Raw genomic sequence first — 18,008 nt, 5'->3', positions numbered from 1 at the left:
CGCTCAGTCGTGTATCGACATACACTCCTTCTCTCTTCCTTGTCCTGCGCGCAAACAGTTTCCGACGCGGGGGCTTTGGAGATCATGGGCAGACTCTATGATGTCCAAGTGGATTCCACTCTGGCTGCACAAACTCGGTTCGCCGCCGACGTTCTACCGGTTCGCTGGCACATTGCGGCCATGGATGCTCGCGCTTGCACTGCTGACTGGCGCGATCGCGCTTTACGGCGGCCTGGTCATGGCACCGGCGGATTACCAGCAGGGTGATGCCTATCGCATCATCTTCATCCACGTGCCCAGCGCCTGGATGAGTTTGTTCATTTACGGCGTCATGGGCTTTGCCGCCTTTCTGGCCCTGGTCTGGCGGATCAAGCTGGCGGAGGTGGTAGCGATGGAGTCGGCGCCGATCGGGGCTGCCTTCACCTTCATCACCCTGGTCACCGGCTCGCTCTGGGGTAAGCCGATGTGGGGCACCTGGTGGACCTGGGACGCACGGCTGACCTCCGAGCTGGTGCTGCTGTTCCTGTATCTCGGCGTGATCGGTCTGTATCACGCGTTCGAGGATCGCCGACAGGGTGCGCGCGCCGCGGCCTTTCTCGCGCTGATCGGCATCATCAACGTGCCAATCGTGCATTTTTCGGTGAACTGGTGGAACACCCTGCATCAGGGTTCGACCATCCGCCTGCTCGGCCCCTCGACCATCGCGCCAGGCATGCTGTGGCCGTTGCTGACCATGATGCTGGCGACGAAGTTTTATTATCTGGCCAGCCTGTTTGGGCGCGTGCGCACCGACCTGCTCGATCTGGAAAGCGGCAAGGACTGGGTGCGCACGATTGCCACGGGAAGCACGCACCAATGAACGCCAGCTCGCTGCAACACTTTCTGGCAATGGGTGGTTATGCCGGCTATCTGTGGCCGGCGTACGCAGTATTTTTCATCGTGCTGCTGGCCGACTTTTTCGCGCCCCTGCTACGCCGTCGCCGGCTGCTGCGCGAATTGCGTTCAAGGCTGGCACGCAAGGCCGTGCGTCAGCAGCGCCAGGCACCTACTCCGACCGAACCGGCTTGATGCCGGAGCGTCAACGAACGTCGCAAGAGCATCCATGAACCCCACCCGCAAACGCAGACTCATCGTTGTTCTATTGGTTGTCGCCGCCGCTGCCGTCGCGGTTGGCCTGGGCGTTTTCGCCCTGCAGCAGAACATGAATTACCTGTTTACCCCGAGCCAGGTACAGACCGGTGAGGCATCGAACCACAAGACCTTCCGACTCGGCGGCATGGTCAAGGCCGGTTCGATCCAGCGCAGCAAGAGTTCACTTCTGGTCACTTTTACTGTGGTCGATGCCGATGGCGCGATGCCGGTCGAATACACCGGCATCCTTCCCGATCTGTTCCGTGACAATCAGTCGGTGATCGCCACCGGCCATATGGACAACGCCCATTTCGTTGCCACCGAAGTGCTGGCCAAGCACGACGAAACCTATATGCCAAAGGAATTGAAGGACGCGATGGCGAAGGCGCACAAGGGCAAACCAGTGCCGGAAGGCGGCGACATGGGTGGCTCGCCGTGACGCCGGAACTTGGCCAGATCGCGCTGATCCTCGCGCTGCTGCTGGCGCTGGCGCAAAGCATTCTGCCGATTATTGGCGCATGGCGAAACAACAGCGCCATGATGGCGGTGGCGCGTCCTGCCGCGTTTGGCCAGGGATTTTTCGTGGTGCTGGCCTTTGCGCTGTTGGTCTGGGCTTTTCTGCGCTTCGATTTCTCGGTGCAGTACGTGGCCGATAACTCCAACCTCGCCCTGCCCTGGTACTACCGCATCACCGCCGTGTGGGGCGCACACGAGGGTTCGATGCTGCTGTGGATCTTCATCCTCAACGTATGGACGCTGGCGCTGGCGTTGTTCAGTCGGCAGCTGCCCGAGGCGTTTGCTGCGCGGGTACTCGGCGTACTCGGCATCATCTCGGTCGGATTCATCGCCTTTATCCTGTTCACCTCTGATCCGTTTGGACGTTTGTTGCCGATGCCACCGGACGGCGGCGATCTGAATCCGGTGCTGCAGGATCCGGGCATGACCTTCCATCCGCCCGTGATCTACATGGGCTACGTGGGCTTCTCGGTGGCATTCGCCTTTTCTATCGCCGCGCTGCTTGGTGGCGAGCTGGAGCAGGCATGGGTGCGCTGGGCGCGACCTTGGACGAATATCGCATGGGCGTTTCTCACCTGTGGCATCGTCGCTGGCAGCTGGTGGGCGTATGCCGAATTGGGCTGGGGCGGCTGGTGGTTCTGGGATCCGGTGGAGAACGCCAGCTTCATGCCGTGGCTGGTCGGCACCGCGCTGATCCACGCGCAGGCGGTCACCGAGAAGCGCGGCTCGCTGCGTGCATGGACGATCCTGCTGTCGATTTTCGCTTTCTCGCTGTCGCTGCTGGGCACGTTCCTGGTGCGTTCGGGCGTGTTGACCTCGGTGCATTCATTTGCGTCGGACCCGCGCCGCGGCCTCTTTATTCTGTGCTTTTTGATTTTTGTCGTCGGCGGTTCGCTGCTGCTGTATGCGCTGCGCGCGCCGAAAGTGGCCGGTGGCAAACCCTTTGCCGTGGTGTCGCGGGAGAGCGCGATCCTGGTCGGCAATCTGATGTTTACCGTGGCCGCGGCGATGGTGCTGCTGGGCACGCTGTTTCCGCTGATCGGCGATGCGCTGAATCTGGGCAAGATCTCGGTCGGGCCGCCCTACTTCGGCCTGCTATTCCCGCTGCTGATGTTGCCGATCGTGCTGTTGCTGCCGTTTGGCCCGTACCTGCGCTGGGGTAAAGGCGAGCCTCAGGTATTGAAGCGCGTGATGCTACGCGCCCTGCTTGCCGCTGTCGCTTGCGCGGTCGTCGCGGCGTTTTTTGTCGACGGCAAACTCAAGGCGATTGCCGGCGTGGCAGCGGCCGTCTGGGTCGCGGTCGGCGTGCTGCTTTACATCGTCAAGCGCTGGCGTGAAATGCCGCGCGGCCGGCGTTATCCCGCCGAGATGGCCGGCATGCTGTTCGCGCACGCCGGGGTGGCGATTTTCCTGATCGGCGTGCTGCTCTCCGAATCGCTCAGCGCTACCAGCGACGTACGCATGGCACCTGGCGACACCAAACAGATTGGCGGCTATGACTTCCGCTTCGATGGTGTGCACGAGACGCAGGGGCCGAACTGGCGCGCCGATCAGGGCACAGTGATGGTTACCCGCAACGGCGAGCCGGTGGCGGTGATGCATCCGCAGAAGCGCACCTATACGCGCGAGCAGATCCAGACCGAGTCGGCGATCGACCCGGGCGTCACCCGCGATCTTTACGTCGCGCTGGGCGAGCCGATGGACAAGGAGCATATCGACGGTGCATGGGCACTGCGGCTTTACTACAAGCCGTTCATCCGCTGGCTGTGGTTCGGCGGACTGATGATGATGTTGGGCGGCTTTGTCAGCGCCGGCGATCGTCGGTTCCGCGTGCGTCGCCCGGCCAATGCCGATGCCCCCGAGCCAGTTGGCGCGGCGTTGCTATCGGAGACCCGCGCATGACTCGTCTGCTGCCCTTCATCGGTTTCCTGCTGCTGGCCGGCCTGCTCGGCTTCGGTATCTGGTGGAACACCGGACATGACCAGACGGCGATCCCTTCGCCGCTGATCAACAAGCCTGCGCCGGATTTCAAATTGCCTTTGCTGTACGAACCGGCGCAGACCGTGAGTCGCGCGTCGCTGATGGGCAAACCCTATCTGCTGAACGTCTTCGCCAGCTGGTGCATAGAATGTGGGGTGGAGCATCCGGTACTGCAGGCGGAAGCGCCGACGCTGGGCGTGGCCCTGGTCGGCTACAACTACAAGGATGCGCCGGACGATGCGAAAGCGTGGCTGGCAACCCACGGCAATCCCTACAGCGTGTTGATGGCGGACACCAGCGGACAGACAGCCATTGACTTCGGTGTCTACGCTGCGCCGGAAAGTTTCCTGGTCGATGCGCACGGTGTCATCCGCTACAAGCACATCGGTCCGATAACGATGGATGTGGTCAACGATGAGTTGAAACCGGCGATCGCATCGCTGCAGCAGGAGCCGCATTGATGCGTACGTTGCCGCGTATCTTGTTGCTCGCGCTGCTGCTGTTTGCCGGCGCGGCCTTCGCTCAGGCGATCGAGCCGCTGCCATTCAAGGATCACGTCGAAGAACTGCGCTACCAGCACCTCACCGCGCAACTGCGCTGCCCGATGTGCCAGAACGAAACCCTCGCCGACTCCAACGCACCGATCGCACGCGACCTGCGCAACCAGATTTTTCAGCTGATGCAACACGGTCAGAGCGATGCGCAGATCAAACAATATCTGGTCGACCGCTATTCGGAGTTCGTGCTGTATGACCCGCCGGTGGCGCGCAATACGTGGCTGCTGTGGTTCGGGCCGCTGCTGATCCTGCTGGCAGGAGCTGGCACCGTGTTCGCTACCATTCGCAAGCGCAGCCGTGCGGTGACGCCGGCGACATCACCCACGGCACATGCCACGGTCGATGAAGGGGATGATTGGTGAAGCCAGCCTTCGTGATTGCCGTCGTGGTGATGGTCATCATCACCATTGCCGTCGTCGTAGCACCCCTGCTCCGCCGCGGCCGTCAGCAGGGGCATTCGCGCAGCGTGTTCGCGCTCGCGCTGTTCGTCATCGTTGCAGTGCCTCTGCTCACACTCGGCCTGTATCTCAAGATCGGCACGCCAGCCACGCTCGATGGTGTCGCCGTGCAGCCGCCGGCGATGACGATCGATCAGGCGCTGGCTGATCTGCACGCGCACCTGGCGCAACAGCCGGATGATCTGCGCGGCTGGTCACTGTTGGCACAAACCAGTATGGCCATGCATCAGCCTTCCGACGCACGCGATGCCTACGACCACATGTTGAAACTCGACGCCGGCAGCACCGAAGCGATGGTCGGCTGGGCCGAAGTCGACGCCGTGCTGCAGCCCGGCCACGTGATGGGCGAACGTGCGCGTGATCTGCTCCGGCAGGCGGTGCAGAAGCAGCCGGATAATCAGCGCGGTCTGTGGCTGCTCGGTATCAGCCAGTTCCAACAAAACCAGTTTGCCGAAGCCGCCGCAACCTGGCGTCATCTGCAGCCGATGCTGCAACCCGGCAGCACGGTGGCCAATGCTGTCGCCGAGCAAATTGCAGCCGCCGATGCACATGCTGGTGGCGCGTCAAACTCAGCGCCAAAATCCACCAATCCCACCACAGGCAACGCTGTACCCGGTGGCCCAGCCCTGCAGGTAAAGGTACGCTTGGCGCCGGCATTGAAGGCGCGTATCGGCAGTGGCGACACCCTCTTTATCTATGCCCGTGCGCCCAATGGCCCGCCTATGCCGCTGGCTGTTGCGCGCATGGACGCAAGCACACTGCCGGTCAGCATCACGCTGACCGATGCCATGGCGATGACGCCCCAGTTGAAGCTCTCATCGGTATCCCAAGTATTCGTTGGCGCACGCGTCAGCCACAGCGGTCAGGCCATCGCGCAGCCCGGCGATCTGGAAGGCGACGCCGGCGTGGTAGCGGTCGACTCCACGAAATCAATCAATATCATCATCGACACGGTGCACTGATGGGCGACGCACGCCAGTACTTCGCCCTACCCTCGCCGTTCGCGATGAAACGCGGTGGCGAACTGCACGGCGCACATGTTGCCTACGAAACCTGGGGCACACTGAATGCCTCGCGCGATAATGCCGTGCTGATCCTTACCGGCTTGTCGCCCAGCGCTCACGCCGCATCGAATGCCGGCGACACGTCGCCCGGCTGGTGGGAAGCGATGCTTAGCGACTGCAGCGCTATCGACACCTCGCGCTGGTTCGTGATCTGTGTCAACTCGCTGGGCAGCGACAAAGGCTCCACCTGCCCCGCCTCGATCGATCCAGCCACCGGTGAGGCCTACCGGCTGAATTTCCCCGACCTGTCGCTGGAAGATGTGGCCAATGCAGCACACGCCGCCGTCAGCAGCATTGGCATCACCCAACTGGCGTGCCTGATCGGCTGCTCGATGGGCGGCATGAGCGCGCTGGCCTATATGTTCTTGCATCCCGGCAGTGTGCGCACCCATATCAGCGTCGACACCGCACCGCAGGCACAGCCGTTCGCCATCGCCATCCGCTCGCTGCAACGCGAGGCGATCCGGCTCGATCCGAACTGGAAGGACGGCAATTACGATATCCAGGGACGGATGAGTGCCACGAGCACAGGAAGTGCAGGAGCGGCCGATATCCACGCGGCGGAAGGTGGCACCTATCCCGATATCGGTATGAGCATCGCGCGCAAGCTCGGTGTGATCACCTATCGATCCGCGATGGAATGGAACGGCCGTTTCGCCCGCATCCGGCTCGACCCCGAGCAACGCGACGACGACCCGTTCGGCCGCGAGTTTCAAGTCGAGTCCTACCTCGAAGGCCACGCGCAGCGCTTCGTGCGCACCTTCGATCCGAACAGCTACCTCTACCTCTCGCGCGCCAGCGACTGGTTCGACATGGCCGAATACGGCAACGGCAGTGTGCATGAAGGGCTCAAGCGCATCCACGTCGAGCAGGCCATGGTGATCGGTGTCAGCACCGATATCCTGTTCCCCCTGCAACAGCAGGAGCAGATTGCCGAAGGTCTGGAGGCTACGGGCGCGCAGGTGGAGTTCGTGGCGCTCGACTCACCCCAAGGCCATGATGCGTTCCTCGTCGACATCGAAAATTACAGCAAGGCCATTGGCAGATTTCTCGGTCGGATCTAGTCGCACGGCGGAATCCAGCGCCTCAGCATGACTGGCATTTTATTTTCTCCCGCCACCGGCGACCGCATCGCCTATAATCCAAAGCGACGCAACGTCTTCTCGCTTCACCTGATTTACGGAGCCCATCATGCTCACACTCGATTTCCCCGGTAGCCGCACGCTCATCGATACGATCGACGAAGCCGTGAGCAAGCATTCCACCCCGGCCATTACCGATAGCCTGCGCAACAGCCTGTGCAAGCTGATCCGTAGTAACGAGGTCAAACTCCCCGCCTGCGTGTTCGAAGCCAACGAAGGTCACTATGCCCGGCGCGAGCTGTATTGCAGCGAAGACCATGGCTACTGCGTCGTCGCGATGACCTGGGGCCCGGGCCAGGGCACGTTGATCCACGATCATGACGGGATGTGGTGCGTGGAAGGCGTGTGGAACGGCGCGCTTGAAGTGGTTCAATACGAACGGATGGAAAACGAGGATGCTCGCTATCACTTCCGCCCCGTCGGTTCGATTCAGGCCGGTCCAGGTTCGGCCGGCAGCTTGATACCGCCGCACGAGTACCACACTATCCGCAACCCGAGCGACGACTCCATCGCGGTGAGCCTGCATATCTACTCCGGCCGCATGACCCGCTGCGCCGTGTTCCAGCCATTGCCTGACGATGGCTGGTATCACCGCGACGAACGTCAGCTGGGGCTCGACCAAATCCACTGATCCCGGCATAATGTGCAGCTGATCTGCCGGTGTGGCGGAATGGTAGACGCGGCGGACTCAAAATCCGCTGGCAGCGATGTCGTGTAGGTTCGAGTCCTATCACCGGTACCAGATCAGGGTTTCAAGCAGTATCAGCGAGACCCATGAAACACCCCAAGCCCGCATAACAGCGGGCTTTTTCATGCCAGCAGCGCCAACATCAACATCGGGTCCAGCCCATTTGTAGCTCGACGCTTGATCGAGCTACACCACGGTCTATGGGGCAATTGGCGTCTGCGTTGAATGCAACGCACTGCCCGATCGCTATCGCACCTCAAGGTCGCTTCGAAACGATTGCGGGACAGGACGATTGTGCTGAAGCTGCGGATAGCAGGGCCAAGCCAGGTCTCGGACTTAAGTCAGAACGGACGCCTGGTTTTGGTAACGTTGGATTGGAATCGTGTGAATAGCGTTCCGTTTCACGATCGGTGAAACGGAACAGCCCCTGACTATTTGGCATATAGCGAAAGAACATCGAAAGGTGGGCTGTCCAATTCTGTAACAGAGTTGATCCCATACTTGTCTGCCAGCCAGCGATGGCATTCTCGATCTCTCGTTCCCAACGCGCCGTTGCGAACCCACTGTCAAGCCTCGGGTCAGCCACTGCACCAGAAAAAGGAAGCCTCGGCTCCTGCCACTGAGCATCCAGACGAAGAACATCCGCATGCGTAATTCTCGATTGAATCATTGGTTCAAAAATTTTCAGCTGCCCGCGGCACTGCTGCTCGCAGGCACCAGCAGCATGGCGATGGCTCAGGTGCAACCACATGTATACGACCATCAATACGATCTGGTCGTTTATGGTGCCACCCCATCGGGCATCAGCGCGGCCGTGGAGGCCGCGCGCCATGATCTGCATGTCGCGATAATCGAGCCAGGCGCGCACATAGGCGGCATGATGGCAGGTGGCCTGAGCCGTACCGATACTGGCAACAAGATCGTGATCGGTGGTATCGCCCGCGAATTCTTCGAGCGCGTCGGCGCTCGTTATGGCCAGCCAATCGAATGGAATTTCGAGCCACATGTGGCTTCGGCAGTGTTCGACCAGATGCTGCGCGACGCGCATGTCGATATCTACATGAACAAACCCATCCTGGAACAAGGGGGCGTGCAGAAACAGGGCCAGACCATCCTCGCCTTGGCTACTGCCGACAATCAGTTGTTCCGGGCAAAGGTGTTTATCGATGCGACCTACGAAGGCACACTGATGGGTGCATCCGGCGTGTCCTACACCTGGGGTCGCGAGAGCGAGAACAAATATGGCGAGGGCTTGGCCGGTTACCGCGTAGCTGATCAATCCGGGCCGAGCCGGGATAACTTCACCACGCAGGTCTCGCCCTATGCCGCGAATGGCACCTTGTTGCCGGGAGTACAGTCCAGTCCGGACGAAAAGCTGGGAGATTTCGACGGCAAGATCCAGGCTTACGGATTCCGTCTTTGTATCACTCAGCGCGACGACAACAAGCTGCCGTTTCCCAAGCCCGTAAACTACCAGCCGGCCGATTATGCACTGCTGGCACGCCAACTCGAGGCACTAACGGTTGCCCATGGCCACGCACCTGATTTGGGTGAATTAGTCAGCCTGGGAGCGCTGCCGAACGACAAATTCGACGTCAACGACTTGGGTGCGATTTCCACCGATGACCTTGGCTCAAGTTGGCGCTATCCGGCGGCTAACGCGGCGCAACGTGCCACGATCTGGCAAGCGCATTACGATTATGAGGCGGGTTTCTTTTATTTTCTCGGTCACGATCCGAGCGTACCCGTTTCGCTGCGCAATGAAGTCAACAGCTACGGCTTGGCCAAAGATGAATTTATCGCCAATCACGGCTGGCCATGGCAACTCTACGTACGCGAATCGCGACGCATGTTGGGCGAATATATCCTGACCGAGCGCGATCTTGAAAACGATCCGGTAATTGATCGAAGCAAAACAGATGCGATAGGCCTAGGTTCCTACGCCATGGATATGCATAACGTGGAGCGCATCCCACTCTCCAATGGCCTAGTGCAGAACGAGGGCGGCACGTACGTGCCGGTCAAGGCGTATCAGATTCCGTACCGGAGCCTGTTGCCCATGCCGAGCGAAACCGACAACCTGCTGGTCACAGTGTGTTTGTCGGCCAGCCATGTCGCCTATGCTTCGTTACGCATGGAACCCCAGTACATGATCGTCGGCCAGGCTGCAGGTCTTGCGGCGACGTTTGCCGTGCATGGGGATACTACCGTTTACCAAATTCCGCTGGCAGCCATGCAGGCGCAGCTGAAAACCGAGCATGCCGTGCTGGACATCCCGGGCACAACTGCTCAGTAGCTGGCAGTTACGGCACCTATGTAGCGCCCGACGCAAGCGGCAGTGCAGAGGTCGAACACGACCTCGATTTGTGCCGTCTATCCGTAGCGTCGGTGGCTACTGCAGTTCGCGCACCACGCGAAACCCGATCCGGCCACTGCGTACGCTGCCATCGGTACCTTGACGATAGGCCGAATTCACCTGATCCGGTGAACTGCCCCACGAGCCGCCGCGCACCACGTGCGCACTGCAACCAGGGTTAAGCCACGCGCTGCCGTCATTGGGCGATCGCACGTAACTTTCGTGCCAGCAGTCCTGCACCCACTCCGAGACGTTGCCATCGATGTCGTAAAGACCGAATGGGTTGGACGCAAAGTGCATCACCGGCGCCGGACCCCAGTAGCCATCGCGATAGCCGCGAAAAGCGTTGCTCCAATGACGGCCGTTGCGCGAACGGTCGCCGGAGCCGGTGAGGTTTTCCACTAGTTTGGTCGGTGTGCCGTCGCCCCACCAGTAGCGCGTTCTGGTACCGCCACGCAGTGCGTATTCGAATTCGGACTCATTCGGAAGCCGGTAAATTTTGCCTGTGCGCTGGCTGAGCCAGTCAGCGTAGGCCTTGGCATCGTTCCACGAAATATTGATCACGGGCAGATCGTCCGCGGCCTTGTTGCCGACGTAATCGTCCTGCCAGCTGGCACGCTCGTCATCATGCATGGCACCGCTGCGCTCGTCGTAGATGCTGGCGCCGCCCAACTTTATCGAGTCGGGCACGTAACCGCTGTTGCGCACAAACTCGCGGAACTGTCCGACAGTGATGGCGCTGCGTGCCATCGCAAAACCCTTGTCGAGGGTGACTGGGTGTTGCGGCTTTTGGTTCTGGCTGTAACCATCCTGATTGTCCGGCGCACCCATCTGGAAACTGCCGGTGGGAACCACCAGCATCGCCGGCGATTTGCCCGGCATATCGACGTAGCCATCGCTGAACACCTGACCGGGTTTGTAACCGGCGTAGAGCCGCGCATTGGTCAGCTGATTCTCGAACTCAGTCAGGCCGCTCAGGTTCGGGTTGATCTGCTGTGCCTGCGTCGCGAGCTTGCTGGCCAACGCAAGATTGCCGCCGTCCAGCGCCGAGTGCGCCTGTGCCAGCACACCGCTGGCACGCTGCTGGCGCATGTCGTCGACGCGCTTGCTCACATCCTGCATCTGTTGCGAACCGGGACGGATCGCCTGCGCTTCGGCAAGCGCCCGGTCCGCATCGACGAAATTGCTCTGGGCCAGACCGGCCAGCGCGCGATCGAGCACCGCGCGCTGCACCTGCATGATGCCCTGCTCAGCCACCGCGTTTTGTGGATCCAGCTTCTGCACCTGCCGATACATATCCAGCGCGCTGCCGTCGACCGGTTGATCGGCCTTGCCCTGCGCCAGCAAGGCTGCGCCTTTGGCCAGCATCGGCCGCACCTTGGTCAGGGTTTTCAGGTTGGCAGACAGCAGTGCGACATCCTCAGCCGCATTGGGCAGTGTACGTAGCGCATCGAGCTGATCTTTCGCTGCATCGGCATCGCCCACGGCAATATCCTGATCGATGTCCGCGACGAGTCGTGCCTTCACATCGAACAGCCCCTGCGCGGCACGGCGACTGTCCGGCTTGGCTTTCAGCGCTTGCGCGAACAACGTAGCGGCACTGTTCTTGTCACCGGCCACCTGACCGGCCTGCAGTGCCTTGGCGGCACGCGTCAGCAAGTCTTGAACGGCCGGCGGATCGGCACTCAGCTGTTCGGGCAGGTCGGCCTTCTTTTTACTGTGCGCAACAATCACACTGGTGGAGGCGAGTGTCAGCGGTGGCCCGGCGTTGACCTCGGCGATCGCTGGGATGTCCGTTGGCGCGATATCTCTGCCCGGCACGGCCTCACCCATCGACATCGATCGGCGCGGCGCCTGCGTGGGATCGACATGCAGCAGGCGCGGGAAAAAGTGATACGTCAACGCAAATCCCAGCACAATGATGCCCGCCGCTCCGCCAAGCGCGCGCTGATTGCGCAGAATTGCATTGCTCGGCATGGATGGGCGTCCTGAGAGTGGCCTGTTATCGTGCGCTGCTCACCATAAGTACAAACCGCCGCCAGGGCAATGCATGCCCGGCGCTTTCAAAGGAAGTTTGATGTCACTGCCCGACACCGCCAGCGCCGACTGGATTGATAATCGCGATGCGCTGCAGTCGTGGCTGGCCGGCATACCTGATGACGCGGCGATCGGCCTCGATACCGAGTTCATGCGCCGCAATACGTTTTATCCGCAACTGGCGCTGCTGCAGCTGGGTTGGAACGGCCGTCACGCGCTGATCGATCCGCTCGCCTTCGAGATCGGCGGCGCGCTGCAGCCGCTGCTCGGCGACGGTGCAGCCGTCACCATCATGCATAGCGCCAGCGAGGATCTGGAAACGCTGTCGCCGATGCTGCCGAACGGCCCGAAGATCTTGTTCGATACGCAAATCGCGGCGGCCTTTGTCGGCATGGGCCTGGGTATCAGCTACCGGGCGCTGGTCGCCGAGCTGGCCGGCGTGGAACTGGACAAGGGCGAGACGCGTTCGGACTGGATGCAGCGCCCGCTGACAGCGTCGCAAACCAGCTACGCCGCATTGGATGTGGTGTATCTGAAAACCATCCACGAGCAGCTCAGCGACCGGCTACACCAGCGCGACCGCAGTGCGTGGCACGCTGAAGATTGCGAGCGGCTGAAGCGTCGTGCCAGCCAGCGCGCTGGCGATCCGCAACCCCAGCGCGCCATGCGCGGCGCCGCCGACTGGACGCCCCCCCAGCAGGCATTGCTACGTCGGCTGCTGCTATGGCGCGACCGCAGCGCACGCCAGCTCGACGTGCCTCGCCCGTGGCTGCTGGACGATACACTTGCCCTGACCTTGGCCCAGCATCCACCCGGTAGCCCGAGTGAACTCGATCAGCGCAGCCGCGGCCAGCGTGCGTTGCGATCCGCCCAGCGCAGCGAGCTGTTCGATCTGCTGGTGCCGGCAGTCAGCACCGAAGAAATAACCGCGACCGCCAGTATCCCTGGCCATCCGCAAGGCGAAGCGAAAAAGGCGCTCGGCGCCATGAAGGACAGCGTTGACACCCTCGCCGGTGAGCTTGATCTGCCGCCCGGTTTGTTGTGCCCGCGAAAAGTATTGGAGGAATACGTCGTCACCACCGAGTGGCCGGAATTTCTCGACGGCTGGCGCCGCGACGTGTTGCACGACCGCCTCAGCAACCTTTTGCCCAACTAGATCTTGATATCCACCCCCTATCGGCTCGAAGACGGCACATGGCATGCTCGGCAGGGCCTTGGCGAATCCCGCCACGCGCTGCTAACATCCTTGACTCAAGTGGGGCGGTAGCTCAGCTGGGAGAGCGCTGCGTTCGCAATGCAGAGGTCGTGGGTTCGATCCCCATCCGCTCCACCAATTACCCCGCAAAAGCAGCGTATTACACCTTGCGGTGTGATGCGCTGTTTTGCTTCTTGGCTCGGATTAAGGATGACACTTCACTACGCCTATCCGGCCGGTACGCATTTTCCCGGCAACATCGTGCGCACGACCGATGTGTACAGGTGCTGGGCGGGTTGGATGACGGCACATGTTCAGATGCACGCCCATTCCGCATAACGATCAACACGGAATCGTCATCTTGCGTATTTAGTGACACTCCACGTCGGGTTTAGCTGTTCGAAGCTTGCCCTGTGAAGCTTTTATCCGGGGTCGCAAACGACCGTGACAACCGTATAACCCCGACCAATCCGTGCCAATGACCCATTTGAGTCACTGGCACGTATCGTGCTGCGATGCCATTTGAACAGCCACTTGGATATGATCGAAGTCAAGCTATAAATGGGGCACGAATCGACTTCTGGCGCCATGAGATATGACGTTCACCGAGCCTTGGCAGCAAATGCCTAAACTGGCTCGCTGTTGTCTGACGTCTTGAGATTGGGGCTGTCATTGAAGCGGCATGGGACTGCGGGAAATAGCCGTCTATTGGCTATGTCTACGAATAACGATCTATCGAGCTGTAGACGAGGTTTCGCTATTCAAATAGATGAAAAATTGAATTTTCTTCTGCTGGATCCTTGCATAAGGAAGACAAGATAAGTGGAGAGGTTGATCACATTAACGGCATCAGGTCGCTATCAACGACTCTGGGCTGGTTTTGTGCTTTGCCTGGTGTGGATGGGCTCCGTTCACGCATCCGCGCAGCTCAACGGTGCATGGCGTCCCGCTCTCTCAACAGACACGCCGCAAACGGTAATGCAGGAATACCGCGACGGTCAGCTCAAAGGCTTTGACCCGTCGATTCTTCAGCGGTTTCAGGTCAGCGCACTCGGAAGTTGGGTGGTCATCGCGCCAAAGCCGCCCTGGGATAACAACGAACGTGTATTGACGATTTATCCGCCGCCGTTCGATACGGTGACGGTGTACGAGCAAGACCAGACCACGGCACTGGCTCTGGACGATTTCAAGGTTTCCGCGCATGGTCATGGCCGGCTGGCCTGGCGCGTGCCGCTGAGCCAGGCCGCTTCGGTGCCTATCCTGCTGAAGTTCGAACCGTCCGTCACCTTGAGCGCACCGGTACGCTTTGAAATACAGCCATGGAACGAGTATCTGCAGCAGGATGCACAGTGGCTGGTTTTCGCCAGCGCCTGCTTTGCCATCATGCTGGCGATGGTGCTGATGGCCCTGTGTTTTGCCCTGATGCTGCGCGACATCACGTTTGCCTGGTATGCCGGCTTTATCCTCTGTTACACGTTCATCCAGGGCGTGCAGACCGGCTTCCTTTTCCACCCGCTCGAATGGGAATGGTTGTCCGGCATGGGCATGACGAGCGGTTCGATCGCCGTCTCGCTATCGGTAGCATTTGCCTCGTTGTTCATGATGCGGTTTTGTGAACTGCGTACCCGCGCGCCACTCCTTCGCGTACCGGTTATCGCGCTGGCCGTCGGCATGAGCCTGCTGGTGGTGATGCGCTGCAGCCAGATCACATTGCTCACCGACACGGCGCAGATCCTGCTCAACCCACTGCTGATGATCGGCGCAGTGCTGCTCCTGTTGTCGGCCATCGCGGCCGGTGTACGAGGTTCGCGACAAGCGTGGTTTTTCCTGCTCGGCTGGACGCCGCTGCTGTTGCTCAACGCCGTGACCAGTGCCCAGGCCAACGGCGCCCTGCCCAGCCTGGATTGGCTCAACGACGCCAGCCTGGCCGGTGGTGCATTTGAAGCCATCGTGCTGTCGCTGGGCCTCGCAGATCGGGCGCTGAGGCTACGCCAGGATCGCGATCTCGTGCGTGTGCTGGCCGATCACGATGCGCTGACCAATACCTTGAATCGCCGAGCATGGAGCGAGCGCGCCAACATTATTCTGAGCTCGGGTGAGCCACGCCCCGTCGCCCTGCTGTTTCTCGACCTTGATCACTTCAAGCTGCTGAACGACTGCCAGGGCCATAACGCCGGAGATCGTGCGCTAGTGGCCGTTTCCAGGGCACTGAGTGCCGAGCTGCGACCGACCGACATCTTCGGTCGCTACGGCGGCGAAGAATTCGTCGCACTGATTGACGGCACCACTGAAGAACACGCGATGCACGTGGCAACTCGCCTGTGCCGCCGCGTGCATCGACTGGAAATTCCGGTCAACGAGAAGGTTATGTTGAGCATCAGCATCGGTGTCGCCATGCGCCGGGACGACGACGACGTGGAATCACTGGCGGAACGTGCCGATCAGGCCATGTATACCGCCAAACTCGGCGGTAGAAATCAGGTCAGTCTTTATAGTGGCAGCAAGTCATCGGCAACAACTACGTCCGGCCTGCACGTTGTTGAAAAGCGCCGCAGGGATATCTGAGTTCGGCATTGCAGCAAGCGCTATTGCGAGGCCAGTTGTTCTGCCGCTGCAACTATCTCAGCTTCGCCCGGCAACACCAGCAAGGCCGCGCCCGCCAACGGCGTGAAGGTGTCAGCGCCCACCACACGATGCATCGGTGTGGCGCCGCTGCCGCCTTCCACGATAGCCGTGATCACGCCTTCGCCAACGCCTGCGCTGCGCCGCCCCTCATCGAGCACGAGAATGCGTTTGGCCGTCTTGGCCTGAGCTGCGATAAACGCATTGTTGAGCGGCGCCAGCCAGCGCAGGTCGACCACGCGGACCTTCCAGCCGTGATTTGCCTCGATGGTTTTGGCGGACCGCAACGCCATCGGTACGCCATTACCAAAGGTGAAGATCACCAAGTCGTTGGCCGACTCGTTGTAGACACGACCCTCGCCCAAGGTCATCGCCTGATCAAGCGCGGGATACGCGAACTGCCACTGGCCATCACCGGCTTCGTACAAATCCTTGGTCATGTACAGCGCGATGGGTTCGAGGAACGCGCAGACGCGACCATCAACTTTCGCCAGGGCCATCATCGTACGCAGCATCATCGCCGCATCGTCGCCGCGACTGGAGCAACCGACTACCAGACCCGGAATATCACGCAAGGCGGTAATCGAGTTGTCGTTATGAAAGTGCCCACCGAAGCCTTTCTGGTAACCTAGTGAGGCCACACGCATCACCATCGGATTGCGGTACTGATCGTTGGAGAAAAACTGCAGCGATGCCGCTTCGCCACGAATCTGATCACAGGCGTTGTGGAAATACGCCAGATACTGGATTTCCGGCAGTGGCAGCATGCCCATATTGGCGTAGCCCTGGGCCAGACCGAGAATCATCGTTTCGTCGAGCAGCGTGTTGAACACGCGACTGCCCTTGAAAACTTTGTTCAATCCCTTGGTCACGGTGTAGACGCCACCCTTCTGCGCCACATCCTCGCCAAACAACAGCGACTGCGGATACTTGGCCAGCAGGTCATGCAGCGCCTGATTGATCTGGATAGCCAGATGCCGCGGCGGTTGGTTCTCTGGCAGCTTTGCTTCACTGCCGAATACGGCAAGGCGCTTGTCGACGTGATCGGCGCGCGTGGCTTCGGCCTTCACCGCTTCGGGCGTGTATGGTGCCAGCGGCTTCATTACGTCGATCAGCGAAGTGAGGCGCGGGCGCAAGTCGGCATCTTCGGCAGCCGCGAAACAGCGCTTGCGGGTGCTTTCATAGAGATTGAGCAGCGCATCCTTGCTGTAAAGGCCGGACTCCAGCGCGATACCCGCCGAACGCAGCAGTGGGTCGGTCGATTCCACACTGACCAGCTCCTCGATGCTGCGCCACTCAATCTCGAAATCGGTGCCGGCGTGTCCCATCACGCGCGTCGTCTTCAGGTGCAGAAACGTCGGGCGACGTGTGCCGCGACAATGCTCCACCGCGCGCCGCACTTGTGCATAGCCCTCCGCCAGATCCAGTCCGTCGGCAAAGAAATAATCGAGATTGGAGCGCTGCTGAAAATTGCTGGCGACCCAGCCGGTCGGCGTTTTCACCGAGATGCCGATGCCGTTGTCCTCGCAAACGAAAAGCACCGGCGCCGGCAGCTTCTGGTATGCCGTCCACGCTGCCGTGTTGAACGCGGTCTGCGCCGTAGCGTGATTGCTCGATGCATCGCCGAACGAGCAAACGGTGATGCTGTCCTCGGGAATCGGCAAGGTATGACCGATGCGCCGCGCCTGCTCGATCGCTACCGCGGTACCCAGTGCCTTGGGCAGGTGCGAGGCGATGGTCGACGTCTGCGGCAACACCCACAGCGGCTTGCTACCCCAAACCTTGTGACGGCCGCCCGAGGCCGGATCATCCTTGCTCGCCGCAAAACTCAGCGCCGAATCCATCACGGGGTCACGTGGTTTTCCATCAGTACCCGGCAACTTTCGGAAGCGCTCGGCCATGAAACCACCCGAGCGATAGTGCAGAAACGCCGGATCAGTATGCCGGGTCAATCGCGCCACCATGGCATTGCCTTCGTGACCGCTGGAACCGATCGTGTAGAACACCTTGTTCTGCACGCGCAGCACGCGCGCCATCAAGTCCAGATGGCGGCTGATCAGCTGCGATTCGAGCAATTCGCGAAAGCCGCGGGCATCGAGCGCGCTGCCCGGCAGCACGGGCTGGTCATCCCGCGGCACGTCATGCGCCTCGCCCTGCCAGAGCTGTACGAACTCGATGAAGTTCTGATCGACGATCTCGGCTCGGTTGAAACCCTTGTGACGCGCGGCAATGGCAAACGGAATGGACATGGGCTCGATATCG

General features: G+C 60.7%; 14 protein-coding genes and 2 tRNA genes. 14 read left to right on the top strand and 2 right to left on the bottom strand.

All coding sequences use genetic code 11. The features are described from left to right. Positions 1 to 100: 100 nt before the first annotated feature. The 11 genes from HDE79_RS17860 (at position 101) to HDE79_RS17810 (ending at position 9,832) form a co-directional block, all read left to right on the top strand. The gene (locus HDE79_RS17860) at positions 101 to 859 is read left to right on the top strand and encodes a heme ABC transporter permease (RefSeq protein WP_184603942.1); all 759 of its coding nucleotides are present in this window, start codon (positions 101 to 103) and stop codon (positions 857 to 859) included. Positions 860 to 870: 11 nt separating this feature from the next. Then, positions 871 to 1,068: a heme exporter protein CcmD gene (gene ccmD / locus HDE79_RS17855; protein ID WP_184604135.1), complete on the top strand. Its 198-nt coding sequence runs from the start codon at positions 871 to 873 to the stop codon at positions 1,066 to 1,068. A gap of 34 nt (positions 1,069 to 1,102) precedes the next feature. Then, complete coding sequence (gene ccmE / locus HDE79_RS17850) at positions 1,103 to 1,570, top strand: cytochrome c maturation protein CcmE (RefSeq protein ID WP_184603941.1); 468 nt, start codon at positions 1,103 to 1,105, stop codon at positions 1,568 to 1,570. Next, a complete protein-coding gene (locus tag HDE79_RS17845; RefSeq protein WP_184603939.1) occupies positions 1,567 to 3,549 on the top strand; it encodes a heme lyase CcmF/NrfE family subunit in 1,983 nt (660 codons plus the stop codon). The genes ccmE and HDE79_RS17845 overlap by 4 nt, the downstream gene beginning before the upstream one ends. Continuing rightward, the gene (locus HDE79_RS17840; protein ID WP_184603937.1) at positions 3,546 to 4,088 is read left to right on the top strand and encodes a DsbE family thiol:disulfide interchange protein; all 543 of its coding nucleotides are present in this window, start codon (positions 3,546 to 3,548) and stop codon (positions 4,086 to 4,088) included. The genes HDE79_RS17845 and HDE79_RS17840 overlap by 4 nt, the downstream gene beginning before the upstream one ends. Further along, positions 4,088 to 4,546, top strand: coding sequence for a cytochrome c-type biogenesis protein (locus HDE79_RS17835; protein ID WP_184603936.1), 459 nt, complete (start codon positions 4,088 to 4,090; stop codon positions 4,544 to 4,546). The genes HDE79_RS17840 and HDE79_RS17835 overlap by 1 nt, the downstream gene beginning before the upstream one ends. Beyond that, on the top strand, positions 4,543 to 5,604 hold the full coding sequence (locus HDE79_RS17830) for a hypothetical protein (protein ID WP_184603934.1): 1,062 nt from the start codon (positions 4,543 to 4,545) through the stop codon (positions 5,602 to 5,604). The genes HDE79_RS17835 and HDE79_RS17830 overlap by 4 nt, the downstream gene beginning before the upstream one ends. Further along, the gene (locus HDE79_RS17825; RefSeq protein WP_184603932.1) at positions 5,604 to 6,770 is read left to right on the top strand and encodes an alpha/beta fold hydrolase; all 1,167 of its coding nucleotides are present in this window, start codon (positions 5,604 to 5,606) and stop codon (positions 6,768 to 6,770) included. Before HDE79_RS17830 ends, HDE79_RS17825 begins: the two co-directional genes overlap by 1 nt. A gap of 127 nt (positions 6,771 to 6,897) precedes the next feature. After that, a complete protein-coding gene (locus HDE79_RS17820) occupies positions 6,898 to 7,479 on the top strand; it encodes a cysteine dioxygenase family protein (protein WP_184603930.1) in 582 nt (193 codons plus the stop codon). A 25-nt stretch (positions 7,480 to 7,504) separates the two neighbouring features. Continuing rightward, positions 7,505 to 7,590: transfer RNA gene (locus HDE79_RS17815), tRNA-Leu, on the top strand. A 592-nt stretch (positions 7,591 to 8,182) separates the two neighbouring features. Then, entirely contained in the window at positions 8,183 to 9,832 is a 1,650-nt protein-coding gene (locus HDE79_RS17810; protein WP_184603929.1) for an FAD-dependent oxidoreductase, read from the top strand. A gap of 96 nt (positions 9,833 to 9,928) precedes the next feature. Here HDE79_RS17810 and HDE79_RS17805 read toward each other — a convergent pair whose 3' ends face one another. Next, complete coding sequence (locus HDE79_RS17805) at positions 9,929 to 11,869, bottom strand: formylglycine-generating enzyme family protein (protein ID WP_184603927.1); 1,941 nt, start codon at positions 11,867 to 11,869, stop codon at positions 9,929 to 9,931. Positions 11,870 to 11,969: 100 nt separating this feature from the next. Between HDE79_RS17805 and rnd the strand changes: the two genes are divergently transcribed. The 3 genes from rnd (at position 11,970) to HDE79_RS17790 (ending at position 15,689) form a co-directional block, all read left to right on the top strand. Next, positions 11,970 to 13,085 carry a ribonuclease D gene (gene rnd, locus HDE79_RS17800; protein WP_184603921.1) on the top strand — a complete coding sequence of 372 codons (1,116 nt, stop codon included), beginning with the start codon at positions 11,970 to 11,972 and terminating at the stop codon, positions 13,083 to 13,085. Between the two features lie 101 nt (positions 13,086 to 13,186). Further along, positions 13,187 to 13,262 (top strand) — tRNA-Ala (locus HDE79_RS17795). Between the two features lie 693 nt (positions 13,263 to 13,955). Continuing rightward, positions 13,956 to 15,689, top strand: a complete 1,734-nt coding sequence (locus HDE79_RS17790; RefSeq protein ID WP_343205995.1) for a diguanylate cyclase — start codon at positions 13,956 to 13,958, stop codon at positions 15,687 to 15,689. Between the two features lie 20 nt (positions 15,690 to 15,709). Here HDE79_RS17790 and HDE79_RS17785 read toward each other — a convergent pair whose 3' ends face one another. After that, on the bottom strand, positions 15,710 to 17,995 hold the full coding sequence (locus tag HDE79_RS17785; protein ID WP_184603919.1) for a thiamine pyrophosphate-dependent enzyme: 2,286 nt from the start codon (positions 17,993 to 17,995) through the stop codon (positions 15,710 to 15,712). Positions 17,996 to 18,008 lie beyond the last annotated feature (13 nt).

Origin of the sequence: Rhodanobacter sp. MP1X3, assembly GCF_014207165.1 — a bacterium.
Taxonomy (GTDB): domain Bacteria; phylum Pseudomonadota; class Gammaproteobacteria; order Xanthomonadales; family Rhodanobacteraceae; genus Rhodanobacter.
The sequence above is the reverse complement of the archived record's forward strand: the minus strand, read 5'-3'. Positions and strand labels throughout refer to the sequence as shown.

What these genes read in the sequence shown, in the direction of transcription:
- ccmE (WP_184603941.1), top strand. Translation starts at nt 1,103, where the DNA reads ATGAACCCCACCCGCAAACGCAGACTCATCGTTGTTCTATTGGTTGTC.
- HDE79_RS17805 (WP_184603927.1), bottom strand. Translation starts at nt 11,869, where the DNA reads ATGCCGAGCAATGCAATTCTGCGCAATCAGCGCGCGCTTGGCGGAGCG.
- HDE79_RS17835 (WP_184603936.1), top strand. Translation starts at nt 4,088, where the DNA reads ATGCGTACGTTGCCGCGTATCTTGTTGCTCGCGCTGCTGCTGTTTGCC.
- HDE79_RS17810 (WP_184603929.1), top strand. Translation starts at nt 8,183, where the DNA reads ATGCGTAATTCTCGATTGAATCATTGGTTCAAAAATTTTCAGCTGCCC.
- HDE79_RS17820 (WP_184603930.1), top strand. Translation starts at nt 6,898, where the DNA reads ATGCTCACACTCGATTTCCCCGGTAGCCGCACGCTCATCGATACGATC.
- HDE79_RS17825 (WP_184603932.1), top strand. Translation starts at nt 5,604, where the DNA reads ATGGGCGACGCACGCCAGTACTTCGCCCTACCCTCGCCGTTCGCGATG.
- rnd (WP_184603921.1), top strand. Translation starts at nt 11,970, where the DNA reads ATGTCACTGCCCGACACCGCCAGCGCCGACTGGATTGATAATCGCGAT.
- HDE79_RS17840 (WP_184603937.1), top strand. Translation starts at nt 3,546, where the DNA reads ATGACTCGTCTGCTGCCCTTCATCGGTTTCCTGCTGCTGGCCGGCCTG.
- HDE79_RS17785 (WP_184603919.1), bottom strand. Translation starts at nt 17,995, where the DNA reads ATGTCCATTCCGTTTGCCATTGCCGCGCGTCACAAGGGTTTCAACCGA.
- HDE79_RS17860 (WP_184603942.1), top strand. Translation starts at nt 101, where the DNA reads ATGTCCAAGTGGATTCCACTCTGGCTGCACAAACTCGGTTCGCCGCCG.